The organism is Micromonospora sp. GCM10011541 (assembly GCF_042650725.1).
Classification (GTDB): domain Bacteria; phylum Actinomycetota; class Actinomycetes; order Mycobacteriales; family Micromonosporaceae; genus Micromonospora; species Micromonospora sicca.
Window position 1 is genome coordinate 16,353 of record NZ_JBHSBP010000010.1, and the last position, 26,327, is coordinate 42,679.

The window sequence follows — 26,327 nt, forward strand, 5'->3', positions numbered from 1 at the left end:
CGCGTACAGAACACCATGCAGAGGATCCCCGGGCGCATGTTTAGGGCCGCTCGATAGGGTCATCAGTGAGGGTTCCGCCCATCTGCCGAGGAGCACAACCATCGTGGCTGCCAACCGACCCGAGCTTCCCGCTCTCAACTGGTCCGACCTCGACCGCAGGGCCGTCGACACGGTCCGCGTGCTGGCCATGGACGCCGTGGAGAAATCCGGCAACGGCCACCCCGGCACGGCGATGAGCCTCGCCCCGGCGGCCTACCTCCTCTTCAACCGGGTCATGCGGCACAACCCCACCGACCCGAACTGGCCCGGTCGGGACCGCTTCGTGCTCTCCGCCGGGCACTCCAGCCTGACCCTCTACATCCAGCTCTTCCTCTCCGGCTACCCGCTGAGCCTGCAGGACCTGCAGTCGCTGCGACAGTGGGGCTCCCTCACCCCGGGCCACCCGGAGCACGGGCACACCCCGGGCGTGGAGACCACCACCGGCCCGCTCGGCCAGGGCCTGGGCAACGCGGTCGGGATGGCGATGGCGGCCCGCCGCGAGCGCGGCCTCTTCGACCCGGAGCCGGAGCAGGGCGAGTCGGTCTTCGACCACGACATCTGGTGCATCGCCTCGGACGGCGACATCGAGGAGGGCATCTCCCACGAGGTCAGCTCGCTCGCCGGCCACCAGCAGCTCGGCAACCTCACGGTGATCTACGACGACAACGAGATCTCGATCGAGGACGACACCCGGATCGCCAAGAGCGAGGACGTCGCGGCCCGCTACGAGGCGTACGGCTGGCACGTGCAGACCGTCGACTGGCGGCGCGGCGACGCCGACCAGGGCGACTACCACGAGGACGTCGAGGCGCTGTACCGGGCGCTGGTGGCGGCGAAGGCCGAGACCGGCCGCCCCTCCTTCATCGCGCTGCGCACCATCATCGGCTGGCCCGCCCCCAACAAGAAGAACACCGGCAAGATCCACGGCTCGGCGCTCGGCGCGGACGAGGTGAAGGCCACCAAGGAGATCCTCGGCTTCGACCCGCAGAAGAGCTTCGAGGTCCACGAGGAGGTCCTCGAGCACGCCCGCACGGTGATGGTCCGCGGCGCCGAGGCCCAGCAGGCGTGGACCACGGCCTTCGACGCCTGGGCCGGGGCCAACCCGGAGCGCAAGACGCTCTACGACCGGATGGCCGGCCGGGTGCTGCCGCAGGGCTGGACGGACGCGCTGCCGACCTTCCCCGCCGACGCCAAGGGCGTGGCCACCCGGGCCGCCTCCGGCAAGGTGCTGGAGGCGCTCGCCCCGGTGCTGCCGGAGCTCTGGGGCGGCTCGGCCGACCTGGCGGAGAGCAACAACACCACGATGAAGGGTGAGCCGTCCTTCATCCCGGCCACCCACGCCACCAAGGACTTCCCCGGCGACGAGTACGGCCGCACGCTGCACTTCGGCATCCGGGAGCACGCCATGGGCGCGATCCTCAACGGCATCGCCCTGCACGGCGGCACCCGCCCGTACGGCGGCACGTTCCTGGTGTTCAGCGACTACATGCGCCCCTCTGTCCGACTCGCCGCGCTGATGAAACTGCCGGTGGTCTACGTCTGGACGCACGACTCGATCGGGCTCGGCGAGGACGGCCCCACCCACCAGCCGGTGGAGCACCTGACCGCGCTGCGGGCCATCCCCGGCCTGGACGTGGTCCGCCCGGCGGACGCCAACGAGACCGCGTGGGCGTGGCGGCAGGCCCTGGAGCACACCGACCGGCCGACCGCGCTGGCGCTCAGCCGGCAGCCGCTGCCGACCCTGGACCGGCAGGCGCTGGCGGGCGCCGAGGGCGTCGCCAAGGGCGGCTACGTGCTGGCCGAGGCGTCCACCGGCAAGCCGCAGGTGATCATCGTCGGCACCGGCTCGGAGGTGCAGCTCTGCCTCACCGCCCGGGAGCGGCTGGAGGCCGACGGCACGCCGACCCGGGTCGTCTCCATGCCCTGCCAGGAGTGGTTCTTCGAGCAGGACGAGGCCTACCGGGAGTCGGTGCTGCCACGCGGGGTAAAGGCACGGGTGAGCGTGGAGGCGGGCATCGCCATGTCCTGGCGCGCGATCGTCGGCGACTGCGGCGAAATCGTGAGCCTGGAGCACTACGGCGCGAGCGCCCCGCACACCGTGCTCTTCGAGCAGTTCGGGTTCACCCCCGACCGGATCGTGGCCGCCGCGCACGCGGCACTGACCCGGGTGGGCGACATCACCGGTAACACGACCGGTAACTGAGGGGAGCGTGGACGGTATGACGGACAGGCTGGCTGAGCTCAGCGCCGCGGGTGTGGCGATCTGGCTCGACGATCTTTCGAGGACCCGACTGAGTTCCGGTGGGCTGGACCAGCTCCGCCGGGAGCAGCAACTGGTCGGGGTGACGTCCAACCCGACCATCTTCGCCAAGGCGCTGAGCGACGCGGACGAGTACAACTGGCAGCTCAAGGACCTCGCCATCCGTGGGGTGGACGTCGAGGAGGCCGTCCGCATGCTCACCACGTACGACGTGCGGTGGGCCTGTGACGTGATGCGGCCGGCGTACGACGCGACCGCGGGGGTGGACGGCCGGGTCTCCATCGAGGTGGACCCGCGGCTGGCCCACGAGTCGGAGAAGACCGTCGCCGAGGCCGGGTCGCTGTGGTGGCTGATCGACCGGCCCAACCTCTTCATCAAGATCCCGGCCACCGAGGCGGGCCTGCCGGCGATCACCGGGACCCTCGCCCAGGGGATCAGCGTCAACGTGACGCTGATCTTCGGGCTGGACCGCTACTCCCAGGTGATGGAGGCGTTCCTCGCCGGCCTGGAGCAGGCGAAGGCGAACGGCCACGACCTGTCCAAGATCGGCTCGGTCGCCTCGTTCTTCGTCTCCCGGGTCGACACCGAGGTGGACAAGCGGCTGGGGAAGATCGGCTCGGACCAGGCGAAGGCGCTGCGCGGCAAGGCCGCCGTCGCCAACGCCAGGCTGGCGTACGAGCGTTACTGCGAGGTTTTCGGCTCCGACCGGTGGCAGGCCCTGGCCGACGCCGGCGCCCACCCGCAGCGCCCGCTGTGGGCCTCCACCTCCACGAAGAACCCGGACTACCGGGACGTCATCTACGTGGAGGAGCTGATCGCCCCCGGCACGGTCAACACCATGCCGGAGTCGGTCATCCACGCCTTCGCCGACCACGGTGAAATCCGCGCCGACACCATCACCGGCTCGTACGACGAGGCCCGCAAGGTCTTCACCGACCTCGAGGCGGTCGGCGTGGACATGTCCGACGTGATCGCCACGCTGGAACGCGAGGGCGTGGAGAAGTTCGAGACGAGCTGGCTGGAACTGCTCGACGGCGTGCAGAAGTCGCTGGCCGAGGCGGCGAAGGGCACCGGCAAGCCGGGCCAGGCCGCCAAGGGCAACGCCCGGGCCGCCGAGCAGGCCGGGGGCAACGCGTGACGAACGGCGTCGGACGCCTCCCGGGCCGGCCCGGGGCGCTCCACGCCGTCGCCGTACCGCACGAGGTGGCGTCATGAGCGACCTGCTGGCCGGCCCGGCCGCCGCCGCCGGGCTGGCGGTGTACGGCGCGGACGCGGTCGACCGGTCCGCGCCCGCGTCGGCACGCGACGCCCTGGTGACCCGGGGCGTGCCCGCCGCGCTGGCCGCGAAGGACCCGACGCTGTGGGGCCCGGAGGCCGAGGCGACGGCGAAGGCACGGCTCGGCTGGCTGGACACCCACCTGCGCAGCCGGGAGCTCCTCCCCCAGCTCGCCGAGCTGACCGAGGAGCTGGCCGACCTGGACCACGTGGTGCTGGCGGGGATGGGCGGCTCGTCGCTCGCCCCCGAGGTGATCGCCCGGACCCTGGGCCGGCCGCTGACCGTGCTGGACACCACCGACCCGGGCCAGGTGCGGGCGGCGCTGGCCGACCGGCTGGAGCGGACCGTCGTGGTGATCTCCAGCAAGTCGGGTTCGACGGTGGAGACCGACAGCCACCGGCGTGTCTACTGGCAGGCCTTCCTCGACGCCGGCATGACAGAGGCGGAGGCCGCCCGGCACTTCGTGGCGGTCACCGACCCGAACTCTTCGCTGGCGGAGACCGCCGCCGAGATGGGCGTGGTCACCATCTTCGCCGACCCCGAGGTGGGCGGCCGATACTCCGCGCTCACCGCGTTCGGGCTGGTGCCGGCCGCGCTTGCCGGCGCCGAGGTGATGGCGCTGCTCGACGACGCGGAGGCGCTGGGCGGTGCGCTCGGCCGGGACCGGGACAACCCGGGCCTGGCGCTGGGGGCCGCCCTGGCCGCGGCCGCCACCACCGGCCGCGACAAGGTCGCCCTGGTGCCCGACGGCACCGGCATCGACGGCCTGGGCGACTGGGTCGAGCAGCTGCTCGCCGAGTCGACCGGAAAGGCCGGCGTGGGCATCCTGCCGGTGGTGGTGGAGTCCCCGCGGGCGCCCGGCGGTGGCGGCCCCGACGTGCTCACGGTGTCCTACGGCGGGGCGCTGACCGCGGGGGACGTGCCCGGCGGTGGCGGCAACCCCGACGTGGCGGTCAACGGCCCGCTCGGCGCGCACTTCCTGACCTGGGAGTACGCCACCGCGATCGCCGGCGTGGTGCTCGGCGTCGACCCGTTCGACCAGCCGAACGTCACCGAGAGCAAGGAGAACACCAGCCGGATCCTGGCCTCGGGCCCGCCGGCGGAGACGCCGTCGTTCGTCGAGGGCGCCATCGAGGTGTACGCGCCGCCGGCCGCCCCGGGCGACCTGGCCGGCGTGCTGCGGTGGCTGCTCGACGGGCTGGGCGACGACGGATACCTCGCGGTGCTGGCGTACCTCGACCGCCAGGCCGACGCGGCGATGGCCGGGCTGCGCCCGCTGCTCGCCGAAGCGGCCGGCCGGCCGGTGACCTTCGGGTGGGGTCCGCGCTTCCTGCACTCGACCGGGCAGTACCACAAGGGCGGCCCGCAGGTCGGCAGCTTCCTCCAGGTGACCGGCGCGGTCGCCGAGGATCTGCCGGTCCCGGGACGCCCGTACACCTTCGGAGAGCTCCAGGCGGCCCAGGCCGCCGGCGACCGGCAGGCGCTGGCCGGCCGGGAGCGACCGGTGCTGCGACTGCACCTGACCGAGCGGGCGGCGGGCGTCGCCCAGCTGCTGGATGCGGCCGGACGGACACGGACGTGACGATGAATGACCTGAACCCAGCGGAGCGAGGAGGCGGCGTGAACCCGCTGCGCGACGCGCAGGACCGACGGCTGCCCCGGATCCCGGAGCCGTGCGCTCTGGTGATCTTCGGCGTGACCGGGGACCTGGCCCGCAAGAAGCTGTTGCCGGCGGTCTACGACCTGGCCAACCGGGGGCTGCTGCCGCCCGGTTTCGTGGTCCTGGGCTTCGCCCGGCGCGACTGGGGCGACGGCGACTTCGAGTCGCTGGCCCACGAGGCGGCGAAGAAGCACGCCCGGACCCCGTGGCGGGAGGAGGTCTGGGCGCGGCTCGCCGGCAACATCAAGTTCGTCGGCGGCTCGTTCGACGACGACGCCGCGTTCGACCACCTCGCGGCGACCCTGGACGAGTTGCGCGACACCCACGGCATCCCGGGCAACGCCGCCTTCTACTTCTCCATCCCCCCGGGGGCCTTTCCGCTGGTGCTGAAGCAGCTGGCCCGCACCGGCATGGCGGACAACGCCAAGTCCGGCGGCTGGCGGCGGGTGGTGGTGGAGAAGCCGTTCGGCAACGACCTGCCGTCGGCGAAGGCGCTCAACGACCTGGTCGACGACGTCTTCACCCGGCAGGACGTCTTCCGGATCGACCACTACCTGGGCAAGGAGACGGTCCAGAACATTCTCGCCCTGCGGTTCGCCAACAACCTGTTCGAGCCGCTGTGGAACTCCAAGTACGTCGACTCGGTGCAGATCACCATGGCCGAAGACGTCGGCATCGGCACCCGGGCCGGCTTCTACGACACCGTCGGCACCGCCCGGGACGTGCTGCAGAACCACCTGCTTCAGCTTCTCGCCCTCGTGGCGATGGAGGAGCCCACCAGCTTCGACGCCGACGAGATCCGGACCGAGAAGCTCAAGGTGCTCAGGGCGATCACTGTGCCGAAGGACGTCGCCCGGGACACCGTCCGCGGGCAGTACCTGCCCGGCTGGGTCGGCGGCGAGCGCGCGGTGGGCTACCGGGAGGAGGAGGGCGTACCGGAGGACTCCACCACGGAGACCTACGTGGCCGTCAAGCTCGGCATCCAGAACCGCCGCTGGGCGGAGGTGCCCTTCTACATCCGGGCCGGCAAGCGGCTGCCCCGGCGGGTCACCGAGGTGGCCATCATGTTCAAGAAGGCGCCGCACCTGCCGTTCAACCAGGCGGACATGGAGTCGCTCGGCCCCAACCAGCTCGTCATCCGGGTCCAGCCGGACGAGGGCGTAGTGCTCAAGTTCGGCTCCAAGGTGCCCGGCACCACCATGGAGGTCCGCGACATCGCGATGGACTTCCAGTACGGCGAGGCGTTCACCGAGTCGAGCCCCGAGGCGTACGAGCGGTTGGTGCTGGACGTGTTGATCGGCGACCGGACCCTCTTCCCGGACGCCGCCGAGGTGGAGCAGAGCTGGCAGGCGGTGGACCCGCTGGAGCACGCCTGGGCGGGTACCACGCCGGAGCCGTACCGGGCCGGTGAGTGGGGCCCCCGGGCGGCCGACGAGATGCTGGCCCGCGATGGCCGGGCCTGGCGGCGGGCGTGAGCGAGCACAGCGAGGGAACCAGGAGGCTCCATTGATCGGGCTGTGGGACACCACCGGCAACGAGGTGGTCAAGGCGCTCGCCGCGGAGCGACGCAGCGCCGGCGGGGTGGCCAGCGGCATGGCGCTCACCCTGATCGTCGTGGTGGACGAGAAGCGGGTCCGCGAGGCGGAGGCGGCGGCGACGATCGCCGCCGCCGCCCACCCGTGCCGGATCGTGGTGGTGGTCCGCTCGGACGTCGAGCGGGACCGCAACCGGCTGGACGCGGAGATCGTCGTCGGCGGCCGACTCGGCCCGTGCGAGGCGGTGGTGACCCGGATGTACGGCCGGCTCGCCCTGCACGCCGAGTCGGTGGTGATGCCACTGCTGGTGCCCGACGTGCCGGTGGTCACCTGGTGGCACGGCGAGCCGCCGGCCGAGATCGCCACCGACTTCCTCGGCGTGGTCGCGGACCGGCGGATCACCGACGCCGCGCAGGCCGCCGACCCGATCGAGGCCATCCGGCAGCGGGCCCGGGACTACGCCCCCGGCGACACCGACCTGGCGTGGACCCGGATCACCCTGTGGCGCTCCCTGGTCGCCGGGGCGTTCGACACCACCCAGGCCCGGGTCACCGGGGCGACGGTCATCGGGCCGGGGATGGACCCGACGGCGGCGCTGATGCGCGGCTGGCTGGCCGCCCGGCTCGGTATCGACCCGGTGTGGGAGCAGACCGCCGGGCATCCCCGGATGCGCGGGGTGCAGTTGCGCTGCGCCAACGGCGACGAGCTGACGCTCACCCGGGAGGACAACGTCGCCATCTTCCGGCGTACCGGGCAGGAGGACCGGACCCTGCCGCTGGTCCGCCGGCCGCTCGGCGACGAGCTGGCCGAGGAGCTGCGCCGGCTCGACGCCGACCAGGTGTACGCCGAGGCGCTCGGCGCCGCGGCCGGTCTCACCGGCCTGGACCAGCGCCCCGGCAACCGGGTGCACGTGTGGAAGGATCCGGCGACCGCCCAGCGGGCCGAGGCCGGGGTCACCGCGCACGCCGGCACGACCGCGAACCACTGAGCGGACGGGCCGCGGCGGTCGCCTGCGCGGCGGTCGTCAGACGGGGACCGCTGGGCGGTCGGAGAGCACAGGTGACCGCGTACGCGGTCGGAACGCGAGGCACGACGAATGAGTGAGGCGAGTGTCGCCGTACACGCCGACGCCGACCTGCTGGCGCAGGCGGTGGCGGCCCGGTTGGTGGTGAAGCTGCTGGACGCCCAGGCGGACCGGGGCCAGGCGTCGGTGGTGCTGACCGGCGGGCGGATCGCCGCGGCGGTGTACCGGGCGGTGGCGGCGCTGCCGGCCCGGGACGCCGTCGACTGGTCCCGGATCGACGTGTGGTGGGGCGACGAGCGGTTCCTGCCGGCGGGCGACCCGGAACGCAACGAGACCCAGGCCCGGGCGGCGCTGCTGGACGTGGTGCCGCTGGACCCGGCCCGGATCCACCCGATGCCGCCCTCCGACGGGCCGGCCGGCAACGACCCGGAGGCGGCCGCCGCCCGGTACGCCGAGGAGCTGGCCCGGGCGGCCCGGCCGGGGCACGCCGCACTCCCCCACTTCGACGTGCTGATGCTCGGCGTCGGGGAGGACGGGCACGTGGCCTCGGTCTTCCCGGAGCACCCGGTGCACCACGACAACCGGCCGGTCAGCGCGGTCCGGGGCAGTCCGAAGCCGCCGCCGCTGCGGACCACCCTCACCCTCCCGGCGATCAACACGGCCGAGGAGGTCTGGCTGGTCGCCAGCGGGGCCGACAAGGCCCGGGCGGTGGGCATGGCGCTGGCCGGGGCGGGGCCGGTGCAGCTGCCCGCGGCCGGCGTGCGCGGCGTTGGTCGTACCCTCTGGCTGCTGGACCGGGCCGCGGCGGCCGAGGTGCCGCCGCGGTTGCGCAGCCTGCGCTGACGGTCGGACCGCGAGCCCGACGGGACCAGGGCCGGCGCGGGTCAGGCCCCGCCGCGGCGCTGCCGCAGCGCGGCCAGGGCCTCGGCGAGGATCGCCTCGCCCTGCTCGGGGGTGCGCCGCTCCTTCACGTACGCCAGGTGCGACTTGTAGGGCTCGGTCCGGACCCGGCCGGGCGGGTTCTGCGCGTCCGGCCCGGCCGGCTGGCCGCAGTGCGGGCAGTCCCAGACCGGCGGCGCCGCCGCCTCGGCGGCGATCAGGATCTCGATCCGGTGATCGTTGCGGCACCAGTAGGCGACCGCCCGGCGCGGGGCCGGTGCGGACCGCTCGGCGGGCCGCTGGGGGGTGGACCCGACCCGGGCGCCACGGATGACGTTGCCACTCGGCACGGCTGCTCGCTCCTGTCGTCGTGCGGGGACCGCCGCCCGGGGGCGGCGGCGACGCGGGTGCGGCGGACAAAAACTGCGCGCGGCCCGTCGTGACGGACCGCGCGCAGATTGTACGACCAGAAGCGCTCGCTCAGGACCCGCTGCTCATCTGCAGCCGCAGCCAGAGGCCGATCCCGACGATGCACGCGAACCAGACGATCCCCACCAGAACGGTGTAGCGGTCGAGGTTCTTCTCGGCCACCGAGGAGCCGGCCAGGCTGGAGCTGACGCCGCCGCCGAACATGCTCGACAACCCGCCGCCCTTACCTCGGTGCAGCAGGATCAGCAGGGTGAGCAGGATGCTCGTGATGATCAACAACACGATCAACGTGTACGCGAACGCGATCGGCATGGCTGGGGTCAGTCCTCTCGTAGCGATCATCTGCCCGGGCAGGTCGGGCACGCGGCACCGGCCGGCGGACGGGCGGAGTCAAGAATAGCGAGCCGTCAGCGGGCGATGTGCTCCGGGAACCGGCAGATCTGCGCGAATTCCTCGGCGTCCAGGCTCGCCCCACCCACCAGGGCCCCGTCCACGTCCGGCTGGGCCATGATCAAGGCGACGTTCGACGCCTTGACCGACCCGCCGTAGAGGATACGGACCTGCTGCGCGGTGCCCTCGTCGAAGGTCTGCCCCAGCCGCTTGCGGACCTCGCCGCAGACCTCCTGGGCGTCCTCCGGCGTGGCCGTCTTGCCCGTGCCGATCGCCCAGACCGGCTCGTACGCGACGACGACCTTGGTGACCTGCTCCGGGGTCAGCCCCTTCAGCGCGGCGTCGAGCTGGTCGCAGCAGTGCGGCACGTGCTTGAGCTGCTCCCGGATCTCCAGGCCCTCGCCGATGCAGAGGATCGGGGTGAGCCCGTTGGCCAGCGCCGCCGCCACCTTCGCGTTGACGACCGCGTCGTCCTCGTAGTGGAAGGCCCGCCGCTCGGAGTGCCCGACCACCACGTACGTGCAGCCCAGCTTCGCCAGCATCGGCCCGGAGACGTCCCCGGTGTACGCCCCGGACTGGTACGGCGACAGGTCCTGCCCGCCGTAGCCGATCAGCAGCTTGTCGCCGTCCACCGCGGTCTGCACGGTACGCAGGTCGGTGAAGGGCGGCAGGACCACCGTCTCCACCTCGGTGAGGTGCTTCTCGGTCAGGCTCGCGGCCAGCTTCTGCACCAGCAGGTTGGCCTCGAGGTGGTTCAAGTTCATCTTCCAGTTGCCGGCCATCAACGGCCGGCGGGTGACGCCCGCCATCAGTCCTCCAGTGCCGCGATGCCGGGGAGGGTCTTGCCCTCGAGGTACTCCAGCGAGGCGCCGCCACCGGTGGAGATGTGCCCGAACGCCTTCTCGTCGAGGCCGAGGACCCGGATCGCGGCCGCCGAGTCACCGCCGCCGACCACGCTGAACGCGTCGGAGTCGGCGATCGCCTCGGCGACGCCCCGGGTGCCCGCGGCGAAGGGCGGCATCTCGAACACGCCCATCGGGCCGTTCCAGAAGATCGTCCGCGCGTTCCCCGGGGCTCCACCTGGGGAGGTCTTCAGGGCGGCGGCGAAGCCGGCGACCGTCTCCGGGCCGATGTCCAGACCCACCCGGTGGCTCGGGATGCCGTCGGCGCGGAAGACGTCGTGATCGGCGTCGGGGGCGAAGGCGGTCGCGGCCACCACGTCGACCGGAAGCATGATCTTGCCCTCGGACCGCTGCAGGAGGTTGCCGCAGGTCTCCACCATCTCCTCCTCCAGCAGCGAGGAGCCCACCTCGTGGCCCTGGGCCTTGAGGAAGGTGAAGCACATCCCGCCGCCGATGAGCAGCCGGTCGACCGTCGGCAGCAGCGCCTCGATCACCGCCAGCTTGTCGGAGACCTTGGAGCCGCCGAGGACCACCACGTACGGGCGCTCCGGCTCGCTGGTCAGCTTGCTCAGCACCTCGACCTCGCGCAGCACCAGCCGGCCGGCGACGTGCGGCAGCCGCGCCGGCACGTCGAAGACGCTGGCGTGCTTCCGGTGCACCGCGCCGAAGGCGTCGTCCACGTACGCGTCGCCGAGGGCGGCGAGCTGGTCGGCGAAGGCGCCCCGCTCGGCGTCGTCCTTGCTGGTCTCCCCCTTGTTGAACCGGAGGTTCTCCAGCAGCGCGACCTGGCCGTCGGCCAGCCCCTCCACGGTGGACCGGGCGGAGTCGCCGACGGTGTCGGCGGCGAAGTGCACCGGCGCGCCGAGCAGCTCGCCGAGCCGTCCGGCGACCGGGCCGAGGCTGAACTGCGGGTCCGGCGCGCCCTTCGGGCGGCCCAGGTGCGAGCAGACGACCACCTTGGCGCCGGCCTGCACCAGCGCGCTCAGCGTGGGCAGCACGGCCCGGATCCGGCCGTCGTCGGTGATCTCACCGGTCTGCTTGTCGAGCGGGACGTTCAGGTCGGCGCGCACCAGCACGCGCCGACCCGACACCCCCTCGGCGAGCAGGTCGTCGAGGGTCCGGATGCTCACAGCGACGAACCCACCAGCTTGACCAGGTCGACCAGGCGGTTGGAGTAGCCCCACTCGTTGTCGTACCAGCCGACGACCTTGACCTGGTTGCCGACGACCTTGGTCAGCGGCGCGTCGAAGATGCAGGACGCCGGGTCGGTGACGATGTCCGAGGAGACGATCGGGTCCTCGTTGTAGACCAGGATGCCCTTGAGCGGGCCGTCCGCGGCGGCCTTCATCGCGGCGTTGACCTCGTCCACCGTGGTCTCCCGGCTGACGTTCACGGTGAGGTCGGTGGCCGAGCCGGTCGGGATCGGCACCCGCAGCGCGTAGCCGTCCAGCTTGCCCTTCAGGTCCGGCAGCACCAGGCCGATCGCCTTGGCGGCACCGGTCGAGGTCGGCACGATGTTCAGCGCGGCGGCCCGGGCCCGGCGCAGGTCCTTGTGCGGCGCGTCCTGCAGGTTCTGGTCCTGGGTGTACGCGTGGATCGTGGTCATCAGACCCTGCTGGATGCCGAACGTGTCGTGCAGCACCTTGGCCATCGGGGCGAGGCAGTTGGTGGTGCAGGAGGCGTTCGAGATGATCGTGTGCTTGGCCGGGTCGTACTGGTCCTGGTTGACGCCCATGACGACCGTGACGTCCTCGTTCTTCGCCGGGGCGGAGATGATGACCTTCTTGGCCCCGCCGTCGACGTGCGCCTTCGCCTTGCTGGCGTCGGTGAAGAAACCGGTGGACTCGATGACCACGTCCACGCCGACCTCGCCCCACGGCAGCTTCGCCGGGTCCTTCTCCTCGAACACCTTGATGGTCTTGCCGCCCACGGTGATCTCGTCAGCGGTGGCCTTCACCTCGTGCGGGAGGCGACCCAGGATGCTGTCGTACTTGACAAGGTGGGCGAGCGTCGCGTTGTCGGTCAGGTCGTTGACCGCGACGACCTCGACGTCAGCGCCGGACGCCAGCACTGCCCGGAAGAAGTTACGGCCGATCCGGCCGAAGCCGTTGATGCCAACCCGGATGGTCACAGGTCCCATCTCCTCGCGTTCTGGTCCGCCGGCGTCAGACCCGGGCCGGCGGAGGTGTGTGCGCCGACCGTTGGAGCCGGCCGTTGACGGTTCATCTCGGCCACCCCGCCGCGGTCTGAGAGGACCTGACCGCCCGAGGCGGTGAGCACGGCGAGGGGTGCCTGTGCCGGCCTCCTTGCCGTACGCAGCGACCCTATCCGAGCGTGCGCCGCCGCGCTGCGGCGGGTCGTGATCCCGCTCGCCCGCTGGCGCCTCACCGTCCTATCAGACCACGAGCATGTCCGGCGTGACGGCCGCTTCGGTATCCGGGATGCCCAGGTCGCGGGCCCGCTTGTCGGCCAGCGCCAGCAGCCGGCGGATCCGCCCGGCGATGGCGTCCTTGGTCAGCGGCGGGTCGGCGAGGGTACCGAGCTCCTCCAGCGAGGCCTGCCGGTGCTCCAGCCGCAGCCGGCCGGCCGAGGTCAGGTGGTTGGGCGCGTCTTCGGCGAGGATCTCCAGCGCGCGGGTGACCCGGGCGGCCGCGGCCACCGCGGCGCGGGCCGAGCGGCGCAGGTTGGCGTCGTCGAAGTTCGCCAGCCGGTTCGCGGTGGCCCGGACCTCGCGGCGGACCCGGCGTTCCTCCCAGGCCAGCACGCTGGAGTGGGCGCCGACCCGGGTGAGCAGCGCGGCGATCGCGTCGCCGTCCTTGACCACCACCCGGTCCACCTGGCGCACCTCGCGGTTCTTGGCCACGATGCCGATCCGGCGGGCCGCGCCGACCAGGGCGAGCGCCGACTCCGGGCCGGGGCAGGTGATCTCCAGCGCGCTGGAGCGGCCCGGCTCAGTGAGCGAGCCGTGCGCCATGAACGCGCCGCGCCAGGCGGAGACCGCGCAGCAGACATTGGCGGCGACCACGTGCGGCGGCAGGCCACGCACCGGGCGGCCACGCACGTCGAGCAGGCCGGTCTGCCGGGCGAGGGCCTCGCCGTCCTTGACCACCCGCACGATGAAGTGGCTGCCCTTGCGCAGCCCGCCGGAGGCGAGCACGTGAATCTCGCTGGGGTAGCCGTAGACCTCGGCGATCTCCCGCCGGAGCCGCCGGGCCACCGCGCCGGTGTCCAGCTCGGCCTCGACCACGACCCGCCCGGAGACGATGTGCAGCCCACCGGCGAAGCGCAGCAGGGCGGCCATCTCCGCCCGCCGGCAGCAGGGCTTGGGCACGTCGACCCGGCTCAGCTCGTCCTTGACCGCGGCTGTCATCGCCATTCTGCGCCCCTCCACGGACCCGTACCGGCGTGTCGCCGGTGATTACGTACGTGCTTAACGATCGGCGCCCAGGACAGGCACCAGCGCGGCGCCCAGGGCGGCCGGATCATGGCGGGGCGTGCCGTCGGTGACGGCGACGGGAGCGAGGGCCAGCCGGGCACCAAGTGATTCTGCCGCACGTCGCACCGCTTCAGGATCACCCACCGCCGTGGAGTCCGCCAACACCACGTCCACCTTCAACTCGGACAGATAGCGCCGCAGGGTGGCCAGATGGTCGGCCAGGGAGAGTCCGAGGGTCTCCTTCTCGGCCACCAGGTTGAGCGTGACCAGCCGTCGGGCCGGGCTCGACACGATGGCGTGGGCCAGCCCCGGCACCAGCAGGTGCGGCAGCACGCTGGTGTACCAGCTGCCCGGCCCGAAGATCAGCCAATCGGCCTCGGCGACCGCGGTCACCGCCTCCGCGCAGGCGGCCGGCGCCGCCGGGGTCAGCCGGAGCGACTCGACCCAGCCGCTGGTGACCGCGACCTGGTGCTGGCCGCGCACGGTCCGTACCTTGTCGGGGTGGTCGGCGTCGGCGCCGCGCACCCGGGCCTCGATGCCGACCGGCTGGCGGGACATCGGCAGCACCCGGCCGACCGCGCCGAGCATCGCCCCGGCGTGGTCGAGCGCGGCGACCGGGTCGCCGAGCAGCTCCATCAGCCCGCACAGGACGAGGTTGCCGACCGCGTGCCCGGCCAGCGGATCGGTGCCGCAGGCCGCGCTCCCGGCCTCCGGCGCGGCAGCCGCCGCGGCGAAGCGGTGCTGGAAGAGCCCGGCGCTGCGCCGGGTCGCCGGATGGTCGCCGGCCAGCGCGACGAGGGCCTGGCGCAGGTCACCCGGGGGCAGGCCGCCGCGCTCGGCGCGCAACCGGCCGCTGGAGCCGCCGTCGTCGCCCACGGTGACCACCGCGGTGATGTCCAGGTCCAGCTCCGGTACGCAGTGCCGCAGCGCCCGCAGGGACGCCGACAGGCCGTGTCCGCCGCCGAAGGCGACCACCTTCCGCGGGCTCATTCCCGCCCCAGGTCCCGGTGCTGGGCGTTGGCCGCGATGCCGGACTGGCGCAGCCGGGCGGCCAACTCCTCGGCGATGGCGACGCTGCGGTGTTTGCCGCCGGTGCACCCCACGGCGACGGTCAGGTAGCGCTTGCCCTCGCGTTCGAACCCGGCGGTGGTGGCGTTGACCAGGTCGGCGTACCCCGCCACGAAGGCGTCCGCCCCCTCCTGGCCCAGCACGTACGAGCTGACCGCCTCCTCCCGCCCGGTGTGCTCCCGCAACTCCGGCACCCAGTACGGGTTCGGCAGGAACCGGGCGTCCATCACGAAGTCGGCGTCGGACGGCAGCCCGTACTTGAAGCCGAAGGAGAGGACGGTGATCCGCAGCCGGCGGGCGTCCTCGCCACCGAAGAGCTCCTCGACCCGGCGCCGGAGCTGGTTGACGTTGAGGTGGCTGGTGTCGATGATCACGTCGGCCTGGTCGCGGGCCTCCTCCAGCAGGGCGCGCTCGACGGCGATGCCGTCGGCCAGCCGCCCGTCGCCCTGCAACGGGTGCGAGCGCCGGACACTCTCGAACCGGCGGATCAACACCTCGTCGTCGGCGTCGACGAAGACCACCCGCGGGGAGAAGCCGCGATCCTTGAGCTCCCGGATCGCCCCGGCCAGGTCGGTGGAGAAGGCGCGCGAGCGGACGTCCAGCACCATCGCCGTACGCCGGGCCGCGCCGCCGGCCTTGAACGCCAGCTCCGCCATGTCCAACATCAACGCCTGGGGCAGGTTGTCGACGACGTAGTAGCCGACGTTCTCCAGCGCCCGGGCCACCGTGCTCCGCCCACCGCCGGAGAGACCGGTCACCACCACCAGGCTGGTGTCCGCCTCGGTCGGCGCGGGCTGCCCGACCGCTGGCTCCGCCCCCGCAGTCTCGGCCGGCACCAGGTCCGCCGCCGTCCGCGCCTCGCTCACCCGCTACCCCCAGCCGTGGCGCCGCGGCCGGTCGGCCGCGCGTGGTCAATCAGCGACTCTAACGGCTGGGACCCCGCCCGGGATTCCACGGGGTGACGACCGGAACACCTGCTTGTCCGGTTCCGTCCCAAAAGCGGGCGGAGGCCCCGGCCGGCACGCGGTTCGGCGTCGGTCGGGCTGTCGGGGGACGCTCGTAGACTGCGCGGATGGTCTCCCCCACCGATCTGCGGACCGAGGACGCCCTGCGGGTGCTCCACCGGGTGTTCGGCTACGACGCCTTCCGCGGCTTCCAGCAGGAGGTCGTCGACCACGTGGTGGCCGGTGGCGACGCGCTGGTGCTGATGCCGACCGGTGGCGGCAAGTCGCTCTGCTACCAGATTCCCGCCCTGGTCCGCGACGGCGTCGCCGTCGTCGTCTCCCCGCTGATCGCCCTCATGCAGGACCAGGTGGACGCGCTCACCGCGGTCGGCGTGCGGGCCGGCTTCCTCAACTCGACGCAGGACCTGGCCGAGCGGCGGCGGGTGGAGGCGGCCTTCCTCGCCGGCGAGTTGGACCTGCTCTACCTGGCCCCGGAGGGGCTGGCCGTCCGATCGACCCTCCAGCTGCTGGAACGCGGCGCCATCGCGCTCTTCGCGATCGACGAGGCGCACTGCGTGTCCCAGTGGGGGCACGACTTCCGTCCCGACTACCTCAACCTGTCGATGCTGCACGAGCGGTGGCCGGGGGTGCCCCGGATCGCGCTGACCGCCACCGCCACCAGCGCCACCCGGGCCGAGATCGCCACCCGGCTGCAGCTCACCGACGCCCGGCACTTCGTGGCGAGCTTCGACCGGCCCAACATCCAGTACCGGATCGTGCCCAAGCGGGAGCCGCGCAAGCAACTGCTGGCCCTGCTGCGCGACGAGCACCCGGGCGACGCCGGCATCGTCTACTGCCTCTCCCGTGCCTCGGTGGAGAAGACCGCCGAGTTCCTGGTGCAGAACGGCATCCCCGCCCTGCCGTACCACGCCGGTCTGGACGCGGTGACCCGCGCCACCAACCAGCAGCGCTTCCTGCGCGATGACGGCCTGGTCATGGTGGCCACGATCGCCTTCGGGATGGGCATCGACAAGCCGGACGTCCGCTTCGTCGCCCACCTCGACCTGCCGAAGTCCGTGGAGGGCTACTACCAGGAGACCGGCCGCGCCGGCCGGGACGGCCTGCCGTCGACGGCGTGGCTGGCGTACGGGCTGCAGGACGTGGTGCAGCAGCGGAAGATGATCGAGACGTCGGAGGGCGACCTCGCGCACCGCCGCAACCTCGCCGCCCACCTGGACGCGATGCTCGCGCTCTGCGAGACGGTCCGCTGTCGCCGGGTCCAGCTTCTCGAGTACTTCGGCGAGACGGCGACGACCGCGTGCGGCAACTGCGACACCTGCCTGAACCCGCCGGAGTCGTGGGACGGCACGGTCGCCGCGCAGAAGCTGCTCTCCACGGTCTTCCGGCTGGACCGGGAACGCAACCAGCGGTTCGGCGCGGGGCAATGCGTCGACATCCTGCTCGGCAAGCAGACCGACAAGATCACCCAGTACGGTCACGACACGCTGAGCGTCTTCGGCATCGGCACCGAGCTGCGCGAGACCGAGTGGCGGGGGGTGGTCCGGCAACTGCTCGCCGAGGGCCTGCTCGCCGTCGAGGGCGACTACGGCACGCTGGCGCTGACCGAGGCGAGTGCCGAGGTGCTGGGCCGCCGGCGCACCGTGACGATGCGCCGCGAGCCGGAGAAGCCGGCCTCCAGCCGGTCCGCGAAACCACGCGGCGCCGCCACCGTGGTCGCCGAGCTGGATCCGGCCGCCGGGTCACTCTTCGAGCGGCTGCGCGCCTGGCGGGCGGCCACCGCGAAGGAGCAGGGCGTGCCCGCGTACGTCATCTTCCACGACGCCACCCTGCGGCAGATCGCCACCGACGCGCCGGCCTCGCTGGCCGAGCTGTCCCGGATCAACGGCGTCGGCGAGAACAAGCTGGCCAAGTACGGTGACCAGATCCTCGCCGTGCTCGCCGAGGGCGAGGCACCTGCCTGACCGACCCGATCCGCGGCACGCATGCCCGGATACGACGAAAGGGCCGGCCCCCGGGTGGGGGTCGGCCCTTTCGGGTTGGTGCTGGTTGGGTCAGGAGGCGGTGTAGCCGCGGGTGGCGATCCAGTCGGCGAGGTTGTCCACGCTCATCCGGTAGGAGGCCATGTTCGGGTCGGCCGAGTCGGCGATGGTCACCGTGTGGCCGCCGTCGCGGTAGCCCACGACGCTGATGTAGTGCCCACCTTCGAAGGAGTGGGTGTTGCCGTCGGTGTCGACGGCGGTGCCGGCGATGTTGGCGACCACGGCGCGGCCCTCATCGACGGTGTGGACGATGTCGGTGCGCAGCTTGTCGGTCTGCTTGCCGTCGGCCTTGTTCTCGCGGATCTCCACCGACTTGTAGGCGTCCTTGCTGCCGGTTTCCTTGTTCAGGACCGGGGTGATGTCGTTGATGGAGTTGGTGCCGGCCTCGGTGGTGCCCATCTCCTTGGCCATGGCGTCGACGTCGATGTTCTTGCCCTGCACCGAGAGGGCGTTACGGGTGGCGGCCGGACCGCAGTAGTAGAAGTTCGGCTGCGCCTCGTAACGGACGTTGAGTTCGCGCTCGCTGTGGCCCTTACGGTCGGTGGTGACCTGCGCGGCCTTCTCGGCCGGGGTGGCCTGCGAGGCGATGGCGGGGCCGGCGATGCCACCGGCGGTGGCGGCGAGACCGGCGGCGGTCAGGGCGGTCTTACGGATCAGATCGGTACGCATGTTGGCGTGCTCCTCTGCTTGGGGTGTGCACGACACCCGCACGGGGGGTGCGGTCGCGCCGCGCAAAGAGGGGAAGTCTTGAAGGGGATCGGCCCGGCGGCAGTGGCCTGCTCGGGCGTCCGGGGGTGTAACGACCCGGACCGGCGACGCATTCCACCACGCTCACGGGCTCCCGGGGTTCCGGCTGGAAGGCCGGGGTTCCGGGGGATGTAACCGGGCCGGGCGGCCGGGTGTTCCCGCGGCCTGGGCTCCGGCCCCCACCACCGGGGCAGACCCGCGGTGGCATGCCATGTTCAACGCCCCGACCCCGCCGGCCATTCCACCGCCGGGGTGCCCCCACCCACCGGACGGTCCACCCCAAACCGGACAGCACCTGCGCGGGCGGGCGGGAGGCGTGCGTGGGGTGGCCTGGCCTCGGCCCGGGCGACCCGGACACCAGGGATATCCGCCCCAACGTTCCGCCGCCCGCGTCGAGCTACGGACGGTCACCCTCGCTCGGCCGGCCAACCATCGCATCGCTCCCTTTGCTCTGCTTCACCATGGGCAACAGGCACGGCCGGTAACTGTTGCCTCCGCTGAAGCAGAGCAAAGGCGAGCGGGAACAACCCTGCTCGGGGCGGCCGAGTCGAAGATGCCTGGTCAGGAGCTTCCGACGAACCGGGGGTGGCGTCCCCAACGGGACCGCTGACTAGCTCTGCGGTGTCTGGGTGCCCTCGTCCAGGGCGGCCTGGATCGCCTCGGCCGTCCGCTTCCCCACCCCGGGCACCTCGGTGATCTCTTCGACGGTGGCGGCGGAGAGCCGCTTGAGCGAGCCGAAGTGCCGCAGCAGCGCCTTGCGCCGGATGTCGCCGAGCCCGGGGATGTTGTCCAGCGCCGACTCGGTCATCCGCTTCGAGCGCCGCTGCCGGTGGAAGGTGATGGCGAAGCGGTGCGCCTCGTCGCGGACCCGCTGCAGCAGGTAGAGCCCCTCGGAGGTGCGCGGCAGGATGACCGGGAACTCGTCGTCGGGCAGCCAGACCTCCTCCAGCCGCTTGGCCAGTCCGCACAGCGCCACGTCGTCGATGCCCAGCTCGGCGAGGGCCTGCGCGGCGGCGGCGACCTGCGGCGCGCCGCCGTCGACCACCACCAGTTGGGGCGGGTACGCGAACCGGCGCGGCCGGCCGGTGGTCGGGTCGATGCCGGACCGGTCCGGGTCGCCGGCGGTCTCCTCGCCGATCTCCCCCGTCTCGGCACGGACGTCCAGATAGCGGGCGAACCGCCGGCGCAGCACCTCGGACATGGCGGAGAGGTCGTCGGTGGCGCCCCGGACGATGAACCGCCGGTATTCGCTCTTGCGGGGCAACCCGTCCTCGAAGACGACCATGCTGGCCACCACGTCCGTGCCCTGGATCTGGGAGACGTCGAAGCACTCGATGCGCAGCGGCGACGTCCGCATGCCGAGCGCGTCGGTGATCTCGTCGAGCGCCTTGCTGCGGGTGGTCAGGTCACCGGCCCGCCTGAGCTTGTGCCGGGCGAGGGCGTCCTTGGCGTTGCGCTCCACGGTCTCCATCAGCGACTTCTTGTCGCCGCGCTGCGGCACCCGCAGCGACACCCGGCTGCCCCGATGGGTGGAGAGCCAGTCGGCGAGCGCGTCGGCGTCGGCGGGCAGCTCGGGCACGAGCAGCTCGCGGGGCACATCGGTCTCGCCCTGCTCCCCGCCGTAGACCTGGGTGCAGAAGTGGTGCACCAGGTCGCCGGTGCTCAGGTCCTCGGTCTTCTCCACCACCCAGCCGCGCTGGCCGCGGACCCGGCCGTCGCGGACGTGGAAGACCTGGACCGCGGCTTCGAGCGGATCGTCGGCGAAGGCCACCACATCGGCGTCGGTGCCGTCGCCGAGCACCACCGTCTGCTTCTCCATCGCCCGCCGCAGGGCGGCGACGTCGTCGCGGAGCCGGGCGGCCCGCTCGAACTCCAGTTGCTCGCTGGCCTCGGTCATCTCCCGCTCGAGCCGGCGGACCATGGTATCGGTGCGGCCGGCCATGAAGTCGCAGAACGCGTTGACGATGTCCCGGTGCTGCTCGGCGGAGACGCTGCCGACGCACGGCGCGGAGCACTTGCCGATGTAACCCAGCAGGCAGGGCCGCCCGACCTGGCCGGCCCGCTTGAACACCCCGGACGAGCAGGTCCGCGCGGGGAAGACCCGGAGCAGCAGGTCGAGCGTCTCGCGAATCGCCCAGGCGTGCGAGTACGGCCCGAAGTAGCGCACCCCCTTGCGCTTGGCGCCCCGCATCACCTGGAGCCGCGGGTACTCCTCGTCGAGGGTGACGGCCAGGTACGGATACGACTTGTCGTCGCGGTAGCGGACGTTGAACCGCGGATCGTACTGCTTGATCCAGGTGTATTCGAGCTGGAGCGCCTCGACCTCGGTGCCGACGGTGACCCAGTCGACGGACTCGGCCGTGGTGACCATCTGCTGGGTGCGCTGGTGCAGGCCCCACAGGTCGGCGAAGTAGGAGTTGAGCCGGCTGCGCAGGTTCTTCGCCTTGCCGACGTAGATGACCCGGCCGGTGCCGTCCCGGAAGCGGTAGACCCCTGGCGACTCCGGAATGGTGCCGGGCGCGGGACGGTAGGTCGAGGGGTCAGCCACGCCAACAAGCCTAGTCCGCACCCCCGACACCCGGCCCCGCCGCCACAGGCGGCCCACCCACTGCCATCCGGCGACGCGGATCAGGGTGTCGGGGGGCGGCGGTCGGGAAGATCGGAGACCCTCGCCGAGCCGGTGGTGACGCGAAGGAAAGGGTCAGGCGAGGGCGATCTGGTCGCCGTCGATCTTGATGTTCTTGGCGGCCAGCGGACGGGTAGCCGGGCCCTGCTTCACGGAGCCGTCGGTGATCGAGAACCTGCTGCCGTGGCAGGTGCAGTTGATGGTGCCGCCGTCGACGTTCGACACCGGGCAGCCCTGGTGGGTGCAGATCGGGTCGAAGCCCTTGAACGTTCCCGGCTCGGGCTGGGTGATCACCACGCCCTTGCTGGCGTACACCGCGCCGCCCCCGACCGGGATGTCCGTGGTCCGGGCCAGCGGGCCGGAGGTGTCCCGGTTGCCGCCCTCGGCGTCGCCGGCGCCGGTCGCGCCCGGGCCGCCGCTGGTCGGGGCGGAGGTCCCGTCGCCGGAGTCGTCGTCGCTGCCGCAGGCGGCCAGCGCGACCGACACCCCGACCGCGCCGGCGCCCGCGAGAAGAGCCCGGCGCGTCTGCGTACCGGGCCCGGTCAGCACCTGATCGTCACTCATATCCGCCCTTTCTCTCGGCTGCCGCCCCCGTCGTGATCCGCGGCCACGCTTCTGGAACACGGATCACTGTGCCGCACGGTTCATACTGGCGCGTCACGAAATGGATATCCGAACGGGCGGGCCGGTTTCCCGACCCGCCCGCCGTACCGTCGGCTCAGCGCGCCCCGGCCGTGACCTTGCGGGTACGCGACTTGGTCGCCGCGCCGTTGGCCTTCGCCGCCCGCGACGTGGCCGCCCTGGCGCCCTTCGGCTCGCCGTCGAGCTTGAGCACCTGGCGCAGGAACTGGCCGGTGTGGCTCTCGGTCACCTCGGCGACCTCCTCCGGGGTGCCGGTGGCGAGCACCGTGCCGCCCCGGTGGCCGCCCTCGGGGCCCATGTCGATGAGCCAGTCGGCGGTCTTGATCACGTCGAGGTTGTGCTCGATGGTGATCACCGTGTTGCCCTTGTCGACCAGGCCCTCGAGCACCATCAGCAGCTTGCGGATGTCCTCGAAGTGCAGGCCGGTGGTCGGCTCGTCGAGCACGTAGACCGTCCGACCCGTGGAGCGCTTCTGCAGCTCGGAGGCGAGCTTGACCCGCTGCGCCTCACCGCCGGACAGCGTCGGCGCGGGCTGGCCGAGCCGGACGTAGCCGAGGCCCACGTCGACCAGTGTCTTCAGGTGCCGGTGGATGGCCGGGATGGCGGAGAAGAACTCGGCCGCCTCCTCGATCGGCATCTCCAGCACGTCGGAGACGGTCTTGCCCTTGTAGTGCACCTCCAGGGTCTCCCGGTTGTACCGGGCGCCCTTGCACACCTCGCAGGGGACGTAGACGTCCGGGAGGAAGTTCATCTCGATCTTGATGGTGCCGTCGCCGGAGCACGCCTCGCAGCGGCCACCCTTGACGTTGAACGAGAACCGGCCCGGGCCGTACCCCCGGACCTTCGCCTCGGTGGTCTCGGCGAAGAGCTTGCGGACGTGGTCCCAGACCCCGGTGTAGGTGGCCGGGTTGGACCGCGGCGTCCGGCCGATCGGCGACTGGTCGACGCCGACGACCTTGTCCACGTGCTCCAGGCCGGTGACCCGGGTGTGCCGCCCGGGGACCAGCCGGGCGCCGTTGATCTGGTTGGCCAGCACCGCGTACAGGATGTCGTTGACCAGCGTCGACTTGCCGGAGCCGCTGACCCCGGTGACCGCGATGAGCTGGCCGAGCGGGAACGACACGGTGAGGTTGCGCAGGTTGTGCTCCCGCGCCCCGTGCACCACCAGCTCCCGGCCGGGGGCCTGCGGCCGCCGCTGCCGCGGCGTCGGGATCGACTTGCGCCCCGACAGGTACGCCCCGGTGACCGACTCCTGGTTTTCCAGCAGCGCCGGCACCGAGCCGCTGTGCACGATCTCGCCGCCGTGCTCGCCGGCGCCCGGGCCGATGTCGACGATCCAGTCGGCGACCCGGATGGTGTCCTCGTCGTGCTCGACCACGATCAGCGTGTTGCCCAGCCCGCGCAGCCGGATCAGCGTCTCGATCAGCCGGTGGTTGTCCCGCTGGTGCAGGCCGATCGACGGCTCGTCCAGCACGTAGAGCACGCCGACCAGGCCGGAGCCGATCTGGGTGGCGAGCCGGATGCGCTGCGCCTCACCGCCGGAGAGGGTGCCGGCCGCGCGGTCCAGGGAGAGGTAGTCCAGGCCGACGTCGAGCAGGAACTTCAGCCGGGCGTTGATCTCCTTGAGCACCCGCTCGGCGATCATCTTCTGCCGGTCGGTCAGCTCGATGCCGGCGAGCAGCTCGGCCGCCTCCCCCACCGACAGGTTGCAGACCTCGGCGATGCTCCGGCCGGCCAGCGTGACCGCGAGCACCTCCGGCTTGAGCCGGGTGCCGCCGCAGGCCGCGCAGGGCACGTCCCGCATGTAGCCCTCGTACTTGTCCCGCGACCACTCCGACTCGGTGTCGGTGTGCCGGCGCTCGATCCACTGCACCACGCCCTCGAACCCGGTGTAGTAGGAGCGCTCGCGGCCGTACTTGTTGCGGTAGCGCACGTGCACCTGGTCGTCGGAGCCGTGCAGGATCGTCTTCTGCGCCCGCGACGGCAGCGCCCGCCAGGGCGTGTCGATGTCGAAGTGCTGGCTCTCGCCGAGCGCCTCCAGCAGGCGGAGGAAGTATTCCAGGTTGTGCCCGGTGGCCCAGGGCTGGATGGCGCCCTCGCGCAGGGTGCGCTCCGGGTCGGGGACGACCAGCTCCGCGTCGACCTCCTTCTTGGTGCCCAGGCCGGTGCACTCCGGGCAGGCGCCGTACGGCGCGTTGAAGGAGAAGACCCGGGGCTCCAGGTCCTCGATCGCCAGGGGGTGGTCGTTGGGGCAGGCCAGGTGCTCGGAGTAGCGGCGCTCCCGGTCCGCGTCGTCCTCGGGCAGGTCGACGAAGTCCAGCAGCACCAGGCCGCCGGAGAGGCCGAGCGCCGCCTCCACCGAGTCGGTCAGCCGCTGCTTGGCGCTCGCCTTCACGCTGAGCCGGTCGATCACCACCTCGATGGTGTGCTTCTCCTGCTTCTTGAGCTTCGGCGGCTCGGTCAGCGGGTGCACCACGCCGTCGACCCGGGCCCGGGCGTAGCCCTTGGCCTGGAGCTCGGCGAAGAGGTCGACGTACTCGCCCTTGCGGCCGCGGACCACCGGCGCGAGCACCATGAACCGGGTGCCCTCGTCCATCGCGAGGACCCGGTCGACGATCTGCTGCGGGCTCTGCTTGGAGATCCGCTCGCCGCAGACCGGGCAGTGCGGCTCGCCGATGCGGGCGAAGAGCAGGCGCAGGTAGTCGTAGACCTCGGTGATGGTGCCGACGGTCGAGCGCGGGTTGCGCGAGGTGGACTTCTGGTCGATGGAGACCGCGGGGCTGAGGCCCTCGATGAAGTCGACGTCGGGCTTGTCCATCTGGCCGAGGAACTGCCGGGCGTACGACGACAGCGACTCGACGTAGCGGCGCTGGCCCTCGGCGAAGATGGTGTCGAAGGCCAGGCTCGACTTGCCCGACCCGGAGAGCCCGGTGAAGACGATCAGGGCGTCCCGGGGCAGGTCGAGACTGACGTCACGCAGGTTGTGCTCGCGCGCGCCACGGATGATCAGTCGATCGGCCACGGTCCGTGTACTCCCGAGAGAAGAAAGTGGGGCGGATCTGTCCGCTCCGAGCGGAGTCTGAGCGGTTTGCGGGCGCAGAAGAGACGCCTCGGCAACTTTAGCCCCGAGGTACGACAACTTTCCGCGCCCGCACATTCCCCCAGCTCAGGTGCCGGTCACACCGGCCCGATCCGGGCCGCGTGCGCCGTCGACCGGTTCAGAATCCGCCCGGCGACGGGGGCGGCACCGGACGCCCCGTCCGTCGCCGGCCGCCGCGCCGGCCGCCGCGCCGCTCGGCGGCCAGCCGAACCTCCCGGCGGCGGCTCTCGAAGGCCACCTCCCGCTGCAGCCGGCGCCAGCTCTCCCAGCGCCGCGCCGGCAGTTCCCCGCACTCCAGCGCCTCCCGCACGGCGCAGGCGGGCTCGCCGTCGTGCGCGCAGTCGGCGTACCGGCAGCCGGTGGCCAGCTCGACGATGTCGGCGAAGGCCCGGTCCAGACCGGCCGACCCGTCCAGCAGGCCCACCGCCCGGACCCCCGGGGTGTCCACCACCGCGCCCCCACGCGGGATCGGCACCAGCGACCGCCAGGTGGTGGTGTGCCGCCCCTTGCCGTCCACCCGGCGGATCGCCTGGGTCGGCATGACGACGGCCCCGGCGAGGGCGTTGACCAGGCTCGACTTGCCGGCCCCGGAGGGCCCGAGCAGACCGAGCGTCCGCCCGGCGGCGACGAACGGCCGGAGCGGGTCGAGCCCGACGCCGTGTTCGGCGCTGACCGGCAGCACCGGCACCCCGGGCGCGACGGCGGCGAGCTGGCGGGCGAGCGCGGCCGGGTCGGCGGCCAGGTCCGTCTTGGTCAGCACGATCAGGGGCCGGGCCCCCGACGCGTGGACCAGGGACAGCGCCCGCTCGATCCGGCCGACGTCCGGCGTCGGGTGCACCGGCTCGACGACCGCGGCGGCGTCGAGGTTGGCGGCGAGCAGCTGCCCGCTGGCGTCCTTGCCGGCGGTCCGGCGGACCAGCGCCGTACGCCGCGGCAGCACCGCCTCGACGGTCCGCCGCCGGTCGGGCCAGGTGCCGACCAGCACCCAGTCGCCCGCGCAGGGCAGCGCGCTCAGGTCCCGGGCGGCGGCGGCCAGGACCCCGCCGCCCAGGCTGGCCCGGACCGGGCCGTCGGCGCAGAGCACGGTGCAGACCCCCCGGTCGACCCGGGCCACCCGGCCCGGCCGGTGGTCGCTGCCCCGTCGTACGTGTGCCGCCCAGCCGGCGTCCCAGCCGAGGGCGGTCAGATCCATGGTCATGGCATCCTCATCGGTGTCGAGGCGGTACCTGGCAAAACACGCGCGCTACGACCGGCATGATCACCACCACCTCCTCCGACGTCCGGTGCCGCGTTCCAGGCCGACGGTAGGT

20 protein-coding genes are annotated in these 26,327 nt (G+C 72.4%); 7 read left to right on the forward strand and 13 right to left on the reverse strand.

Translation table 11 applies throughout. The annotated features are described in order from the left end of the window. Nucleotides 1–103 precede the first annotated feature (103 nt). The 6 genes from tkt (at nt 104) to pgl (ending at nt 8,637) form a co-directional block, all read left to right on the forward strand. Entirely contained in the window at nt 104–2,242 is a 2,139-nt protein-coding gene (tkt, locus tag ACFOYX_RS04490) for a transketolase (protein WP_322442108.1), read from the forward strand. 16 nt (nt 2,243–2,258) lie between these two features. Continuing rightward, nucleotides 2,259–3,437, forward strand: coding sequence for a transaldolase (gene tal, locus ACFOYX_RS04495; RefSeq protein ID WP_322442107.1), 1,179 nt, complete (start codon nt 2,259–2,261; stop codon nt 3,435–3,437). A gap of 73 nt (nt 3,438–3,510) precedes the next feature. Next, nucleotides 3,511–5,157: a glucose-6-phosphate isomerase gene (locus tag ACFOYX_RS04500; protein WP_322442106.1), complete on the forward strand. Its 1,647-nt coding sequence runs from the start codon at nt 3,511–3,513 to the stop codon at nt 5,155–5,157. A gap of 2 nt (nt 5,158–5,159) precedes the next feature. Then, nucleotides 5,160–6,710: a glucose-6-phosphate dehydrogenase gene (zwf, locus tag ACFOYX_RS04505; RefSeq protein WP_322442105.1), complete on the forward strand. Its 1,551-nt coding sequence runs from the start codon at nt 5,160–5,162 to the stop codon at nt 6,708–6,710. A gap of 31 nt (nt 6,711–6,741) precedes the next feature. Beyond that, nucleotides 6,742–7,758: a glucose-6-phosphate dehydrogenase assembly protein OpcA gene (locus tag ACFOYX_RS04510; protein ID WP_322442104.1), complete on the forward strand. Its 1,017-nt coding sequence runs from the start codon at nt 6,742–6,744 to the stop codon at nt 7,756–7,758. 108 nt (nt 7,759–7,866) lie between these two features. Then, nucleotides 7,867–8,637, forward strand: coding sequence for a 6-phosphogluconolactonase (gene pgl / locus ACFOYX_RS04515; protein ID WP_322442103.1), 771 nt, complete (start codon nt 7,867–7,869; stop codon nt 8,635–8,637). Between the two features lie 41 nt (nt 8,638–8,678). Here the strand turns inward: pgl and ACFOYX_RS04520 are convergent, their stop codons facing one another. The 8 genes from ACFOYX_RS04520 to rapZ all read right to left on the reverse strand — a co-directional run bounded on the left by ACFOYX_RS04520 (nt 8,679) and on the right by rapZ (nt 15,734). Further along, nucleotides 8,679–9,023, reverse strand: a complete 345-nt coding sequence (locus ACFOYX_RS04520; protein ID WP_322442102.1) for an RNA polymerase-binding protein RbpA — start codon at nt 9,021–9,023, stop codon at nt 8,679–8,681. A 130-nt stretch (nt 9,024–9,153) separates the two neighbouring features. Beyond that, nucleotides 9,154–9,414, reverse strand: coding sequence for a preprotein translocase subunit SecG (secG, locus tag ACFOYX_RS04525; protein WP_109805976.1), 261 nt, complete (start codon nt 9,412–9,414; stop codon nt 9,154–9,156). Between the two features lie 95 nt (nt 9,415–9,509). Then, on the reverse strand, nt 9,510–10,301 hold the full coding sequence (tpiA, locus tag ACFOYX_RS04530; RefSeq protein WP_109805977.1) for a triose-phosphate isomerase: 792 nt from the start codon (nt 10,299–10,301) through the stop codon (nt 9,510–9,512). After that, nucleotides 10,301–11,524, reverse strand: a complete 1,224-nt coding sequence (locus ACFOYX_RS04535) for a phosphoglycerate kinase (RefSeq protein ID WP_322442101.1) — start codon at nt 11,522–11,524, stop codon at nt 10,301–10,303. Before ACFOYX_RS04535 ends, tpiA begins: the two co-directional genes overlap by 1 nt. Continuing rightward, nucleotides 11,521–12,525: a type I glyceraldehyde-3-phosphate dehydrogenase gene (gap, locus tag ACFOYX_RS04540; protein ID WP_322442100.1), complete on the reverse strand. Its 1,005-nt coding sequence runs from the start codon at nt 12,523–12,525 to the stop codon at nt 11,521–11,523. Before gap ends, ACFOYX_RS04535 begins: the two co-directional genes overlap by 4 nt. A 264-nt stretch (nt 12,526–12,789) precedes the next feature. After that, a complete protein-coding gene (whiA, locus tag ACFOYX_RS04545) occupies nt 12,790–13,770 on the reverse strand; it encodes a DNA-binding protein WhiA (RefSeq protein WP_322442099.1) in 981 nt (326 codons plus the stop codon). A gap of 54 nt (nt 13,771–13,824) precedes the next feature. Further along, nucleotides 13,825–14,820 (reverse strand): uridine diphosphate-N-acetylglucosamine-binding protein YvcK, encoded by a 996-nt coding sequence (yvcK, locus tag ACFOYX_RS04550; RefSeq protein WP_322442098.1) that lies wholly within the window; start codon nt 14,818–14,820, stop codon nt 13,825–13,827. Next, complete coding sequence (gene rapZ, locus ACFOYX_RS04555) at nt 14,817–15,734, reverse strand: RNase adapter RapZ (RefSeq protein ID WP_109805985.1); 918 nt, start codon at nt 15,732–15,734, stop codon at nt 14,817–14,819. The genes yvcK and rapZ overlap by 4 nt, the downstream gene beginning before the upstream one ends. 236 nt (nt 15,735–15,970) lie before the next feature. On the opposite strand from rapZ, the gene recQ reads away from it, so the two are divergent. Next, complete coding sequence (gene recQ, locus ACFOYX_RS04560) at nt 15,971–17,824, forward strand: DNA helicase RecQ (RefSeq protein ID WP_322442097.1); 1,854 nt, start codon at nt 15,971–15,973, stop codon at nt 17,822–17,824. A 90-nt stretch (nt 17,825–17,914) separates the two neighbouring features. On the opposite strand, the gene ACFOYX_RS04565 is transcribed toward recQ, so the two are convergent. From ACFOYX_RS04565 to rsgA, 5 genes are all read right to left on the reverse strand, one after another. Further along, nucleotides 17,915–18,571, reverse strand: a complete 657-nt coding sequence (locus ACFOYX_RS04565; RefSeq protein WP_322442096.1) for a C39 family peptidase — start codon at nt 18,569–18,571, stop codon at nt 17,915–17,917. A gap of 688 nt (nt 18,572–19,259) precedes the next feature. Continuing rightward, nucleotides 19,260–21,197: an excinuclease ABC subunit UvrC gene (uvrC, locus tag ACFOYX_RS04570; protein WP_322442095.1), complete on the reverse strand. Its 1,938-nt coding sequence runs from the start codon at nt 21,195–21,197 to the stop codon at nt 19,260–19,262. Nucleotides 21,198–21,350: 153 nt separating this feature from the next. After that, entirely contained in the window at nt 21,351–21,839 is a 489-nt protein-coding gene (locus ACFOYX_RS04575) for a Rieske (2Fe-2S) protein (protein ID WP_322442094.1), read from the reverse strand. 154 nt (nt 21,840–21,993) lie between these two features. Beyond that, on the reverse strand, nt 21,994–24,939 hold the full coding sequence (uvrA, locus tag ACFOYX_RS04580) for an excinuclease ABC subunit UvrA (RefSeq protein WP_322442093.1): 2,946 nt from the start codon (nt 24,937–24,939) through the stop codon (nt 21,994–21,996). Between the two features lie 196 nt (nt 24,940–25,135). Further along, nucleotides 25,136–26,215 (reverse strand): ribosome small subunit-dependent GTPase A, encoded by a 1,080-nt coding sequence (gene rsgA / locus ACFOYX_RS04585; RefSeq protein WP_322442092.1) that lies wholly within the window; start codon nt 26,213–26,215, stop codon nt 25,136–25,138. Nucleotides 26,216–26,327: the final 112 nt, after the last annotated feature.

Coding starts and splice junctions, on each gene's coding strand:
- tal (WP_322442107.1), top strand. CDS start 2,259: ATGACGGACAGGCTGGCTGAGCTCAGCGCCGCGGGTGTGGCGATCTGG.
- ACFOYX_RS04500 (WP_322442106.1), top strand. CDS start 3,511: ATGAGCGACCTGCTGGCCGGCCCGGCCGCCGCCGCCGGGCTGGCGGTG.
- zwf (WP_322442105.1), top strand. CDS start 5,160: ATGAATGACCTGAACCCAGCGGAGCGAGGAGGCGGCGTGAACCCGCTG.
- pgl (WP_322442103.1), top strand. CDS start 7,867: ATGAGTGAGGCGAGTGTCGCCGTACACGCCGACGCCGACCTGCTGGCG.
- secG (WP_109805976.1), bottom strand. CDS start 9,414: ATGCCGATCGCGTTCGCGTACACGTTGATCGTGTTGTTGATCATCACG.
- tpiA (WP_109805977.1), bottom strand. CDS start 10,301: ATGGCGGGCGTCACCCGCCGGCCGTTGATGGCCGGCAACTGGAAGATG.
- whiA (WP_322442099.1), bottom strand. CDS start 13,770: ATGGCGATGACAGCCGCGGTCAAGGACGAGCTGAGCCGGGTCGACGTG.
- yvcK (WP_322442098.1), bottom strand. CDS start 14,820: ATGAGCCCGCGGAAGGTGGTCGCCTTCGGCGGCGGACACGGCCTGTCG.
- recQ (WP_322442097.1), top strand. CDS start 15,971: ATGGTCTCCCCCACCGATCTGCGGACCGAGGACGCCCTGCGGGTGCTC.
- ACFOYX_RS04565 (WP_322442096.1), bottom strand. CDS start 18,571: ATGCGTACCGATCTGATCCGTAAGACCGCCCTGACCGCCGCCGGTCTC.
- ACFOYX_RS04575 (WP_322442094.1), bottom strand. CDS start 21,839: ATGAGTGACGATCAGGTGCTGACCGGGCCCGGTACGCAGACGCGCCGG.
- rsgA (WP_322442092.1), bottom strand. CDS start 26,215: ATGACCATGGATCTGACCGCCCTCGGCTGGGACGCCGGCTGGGCGGCA.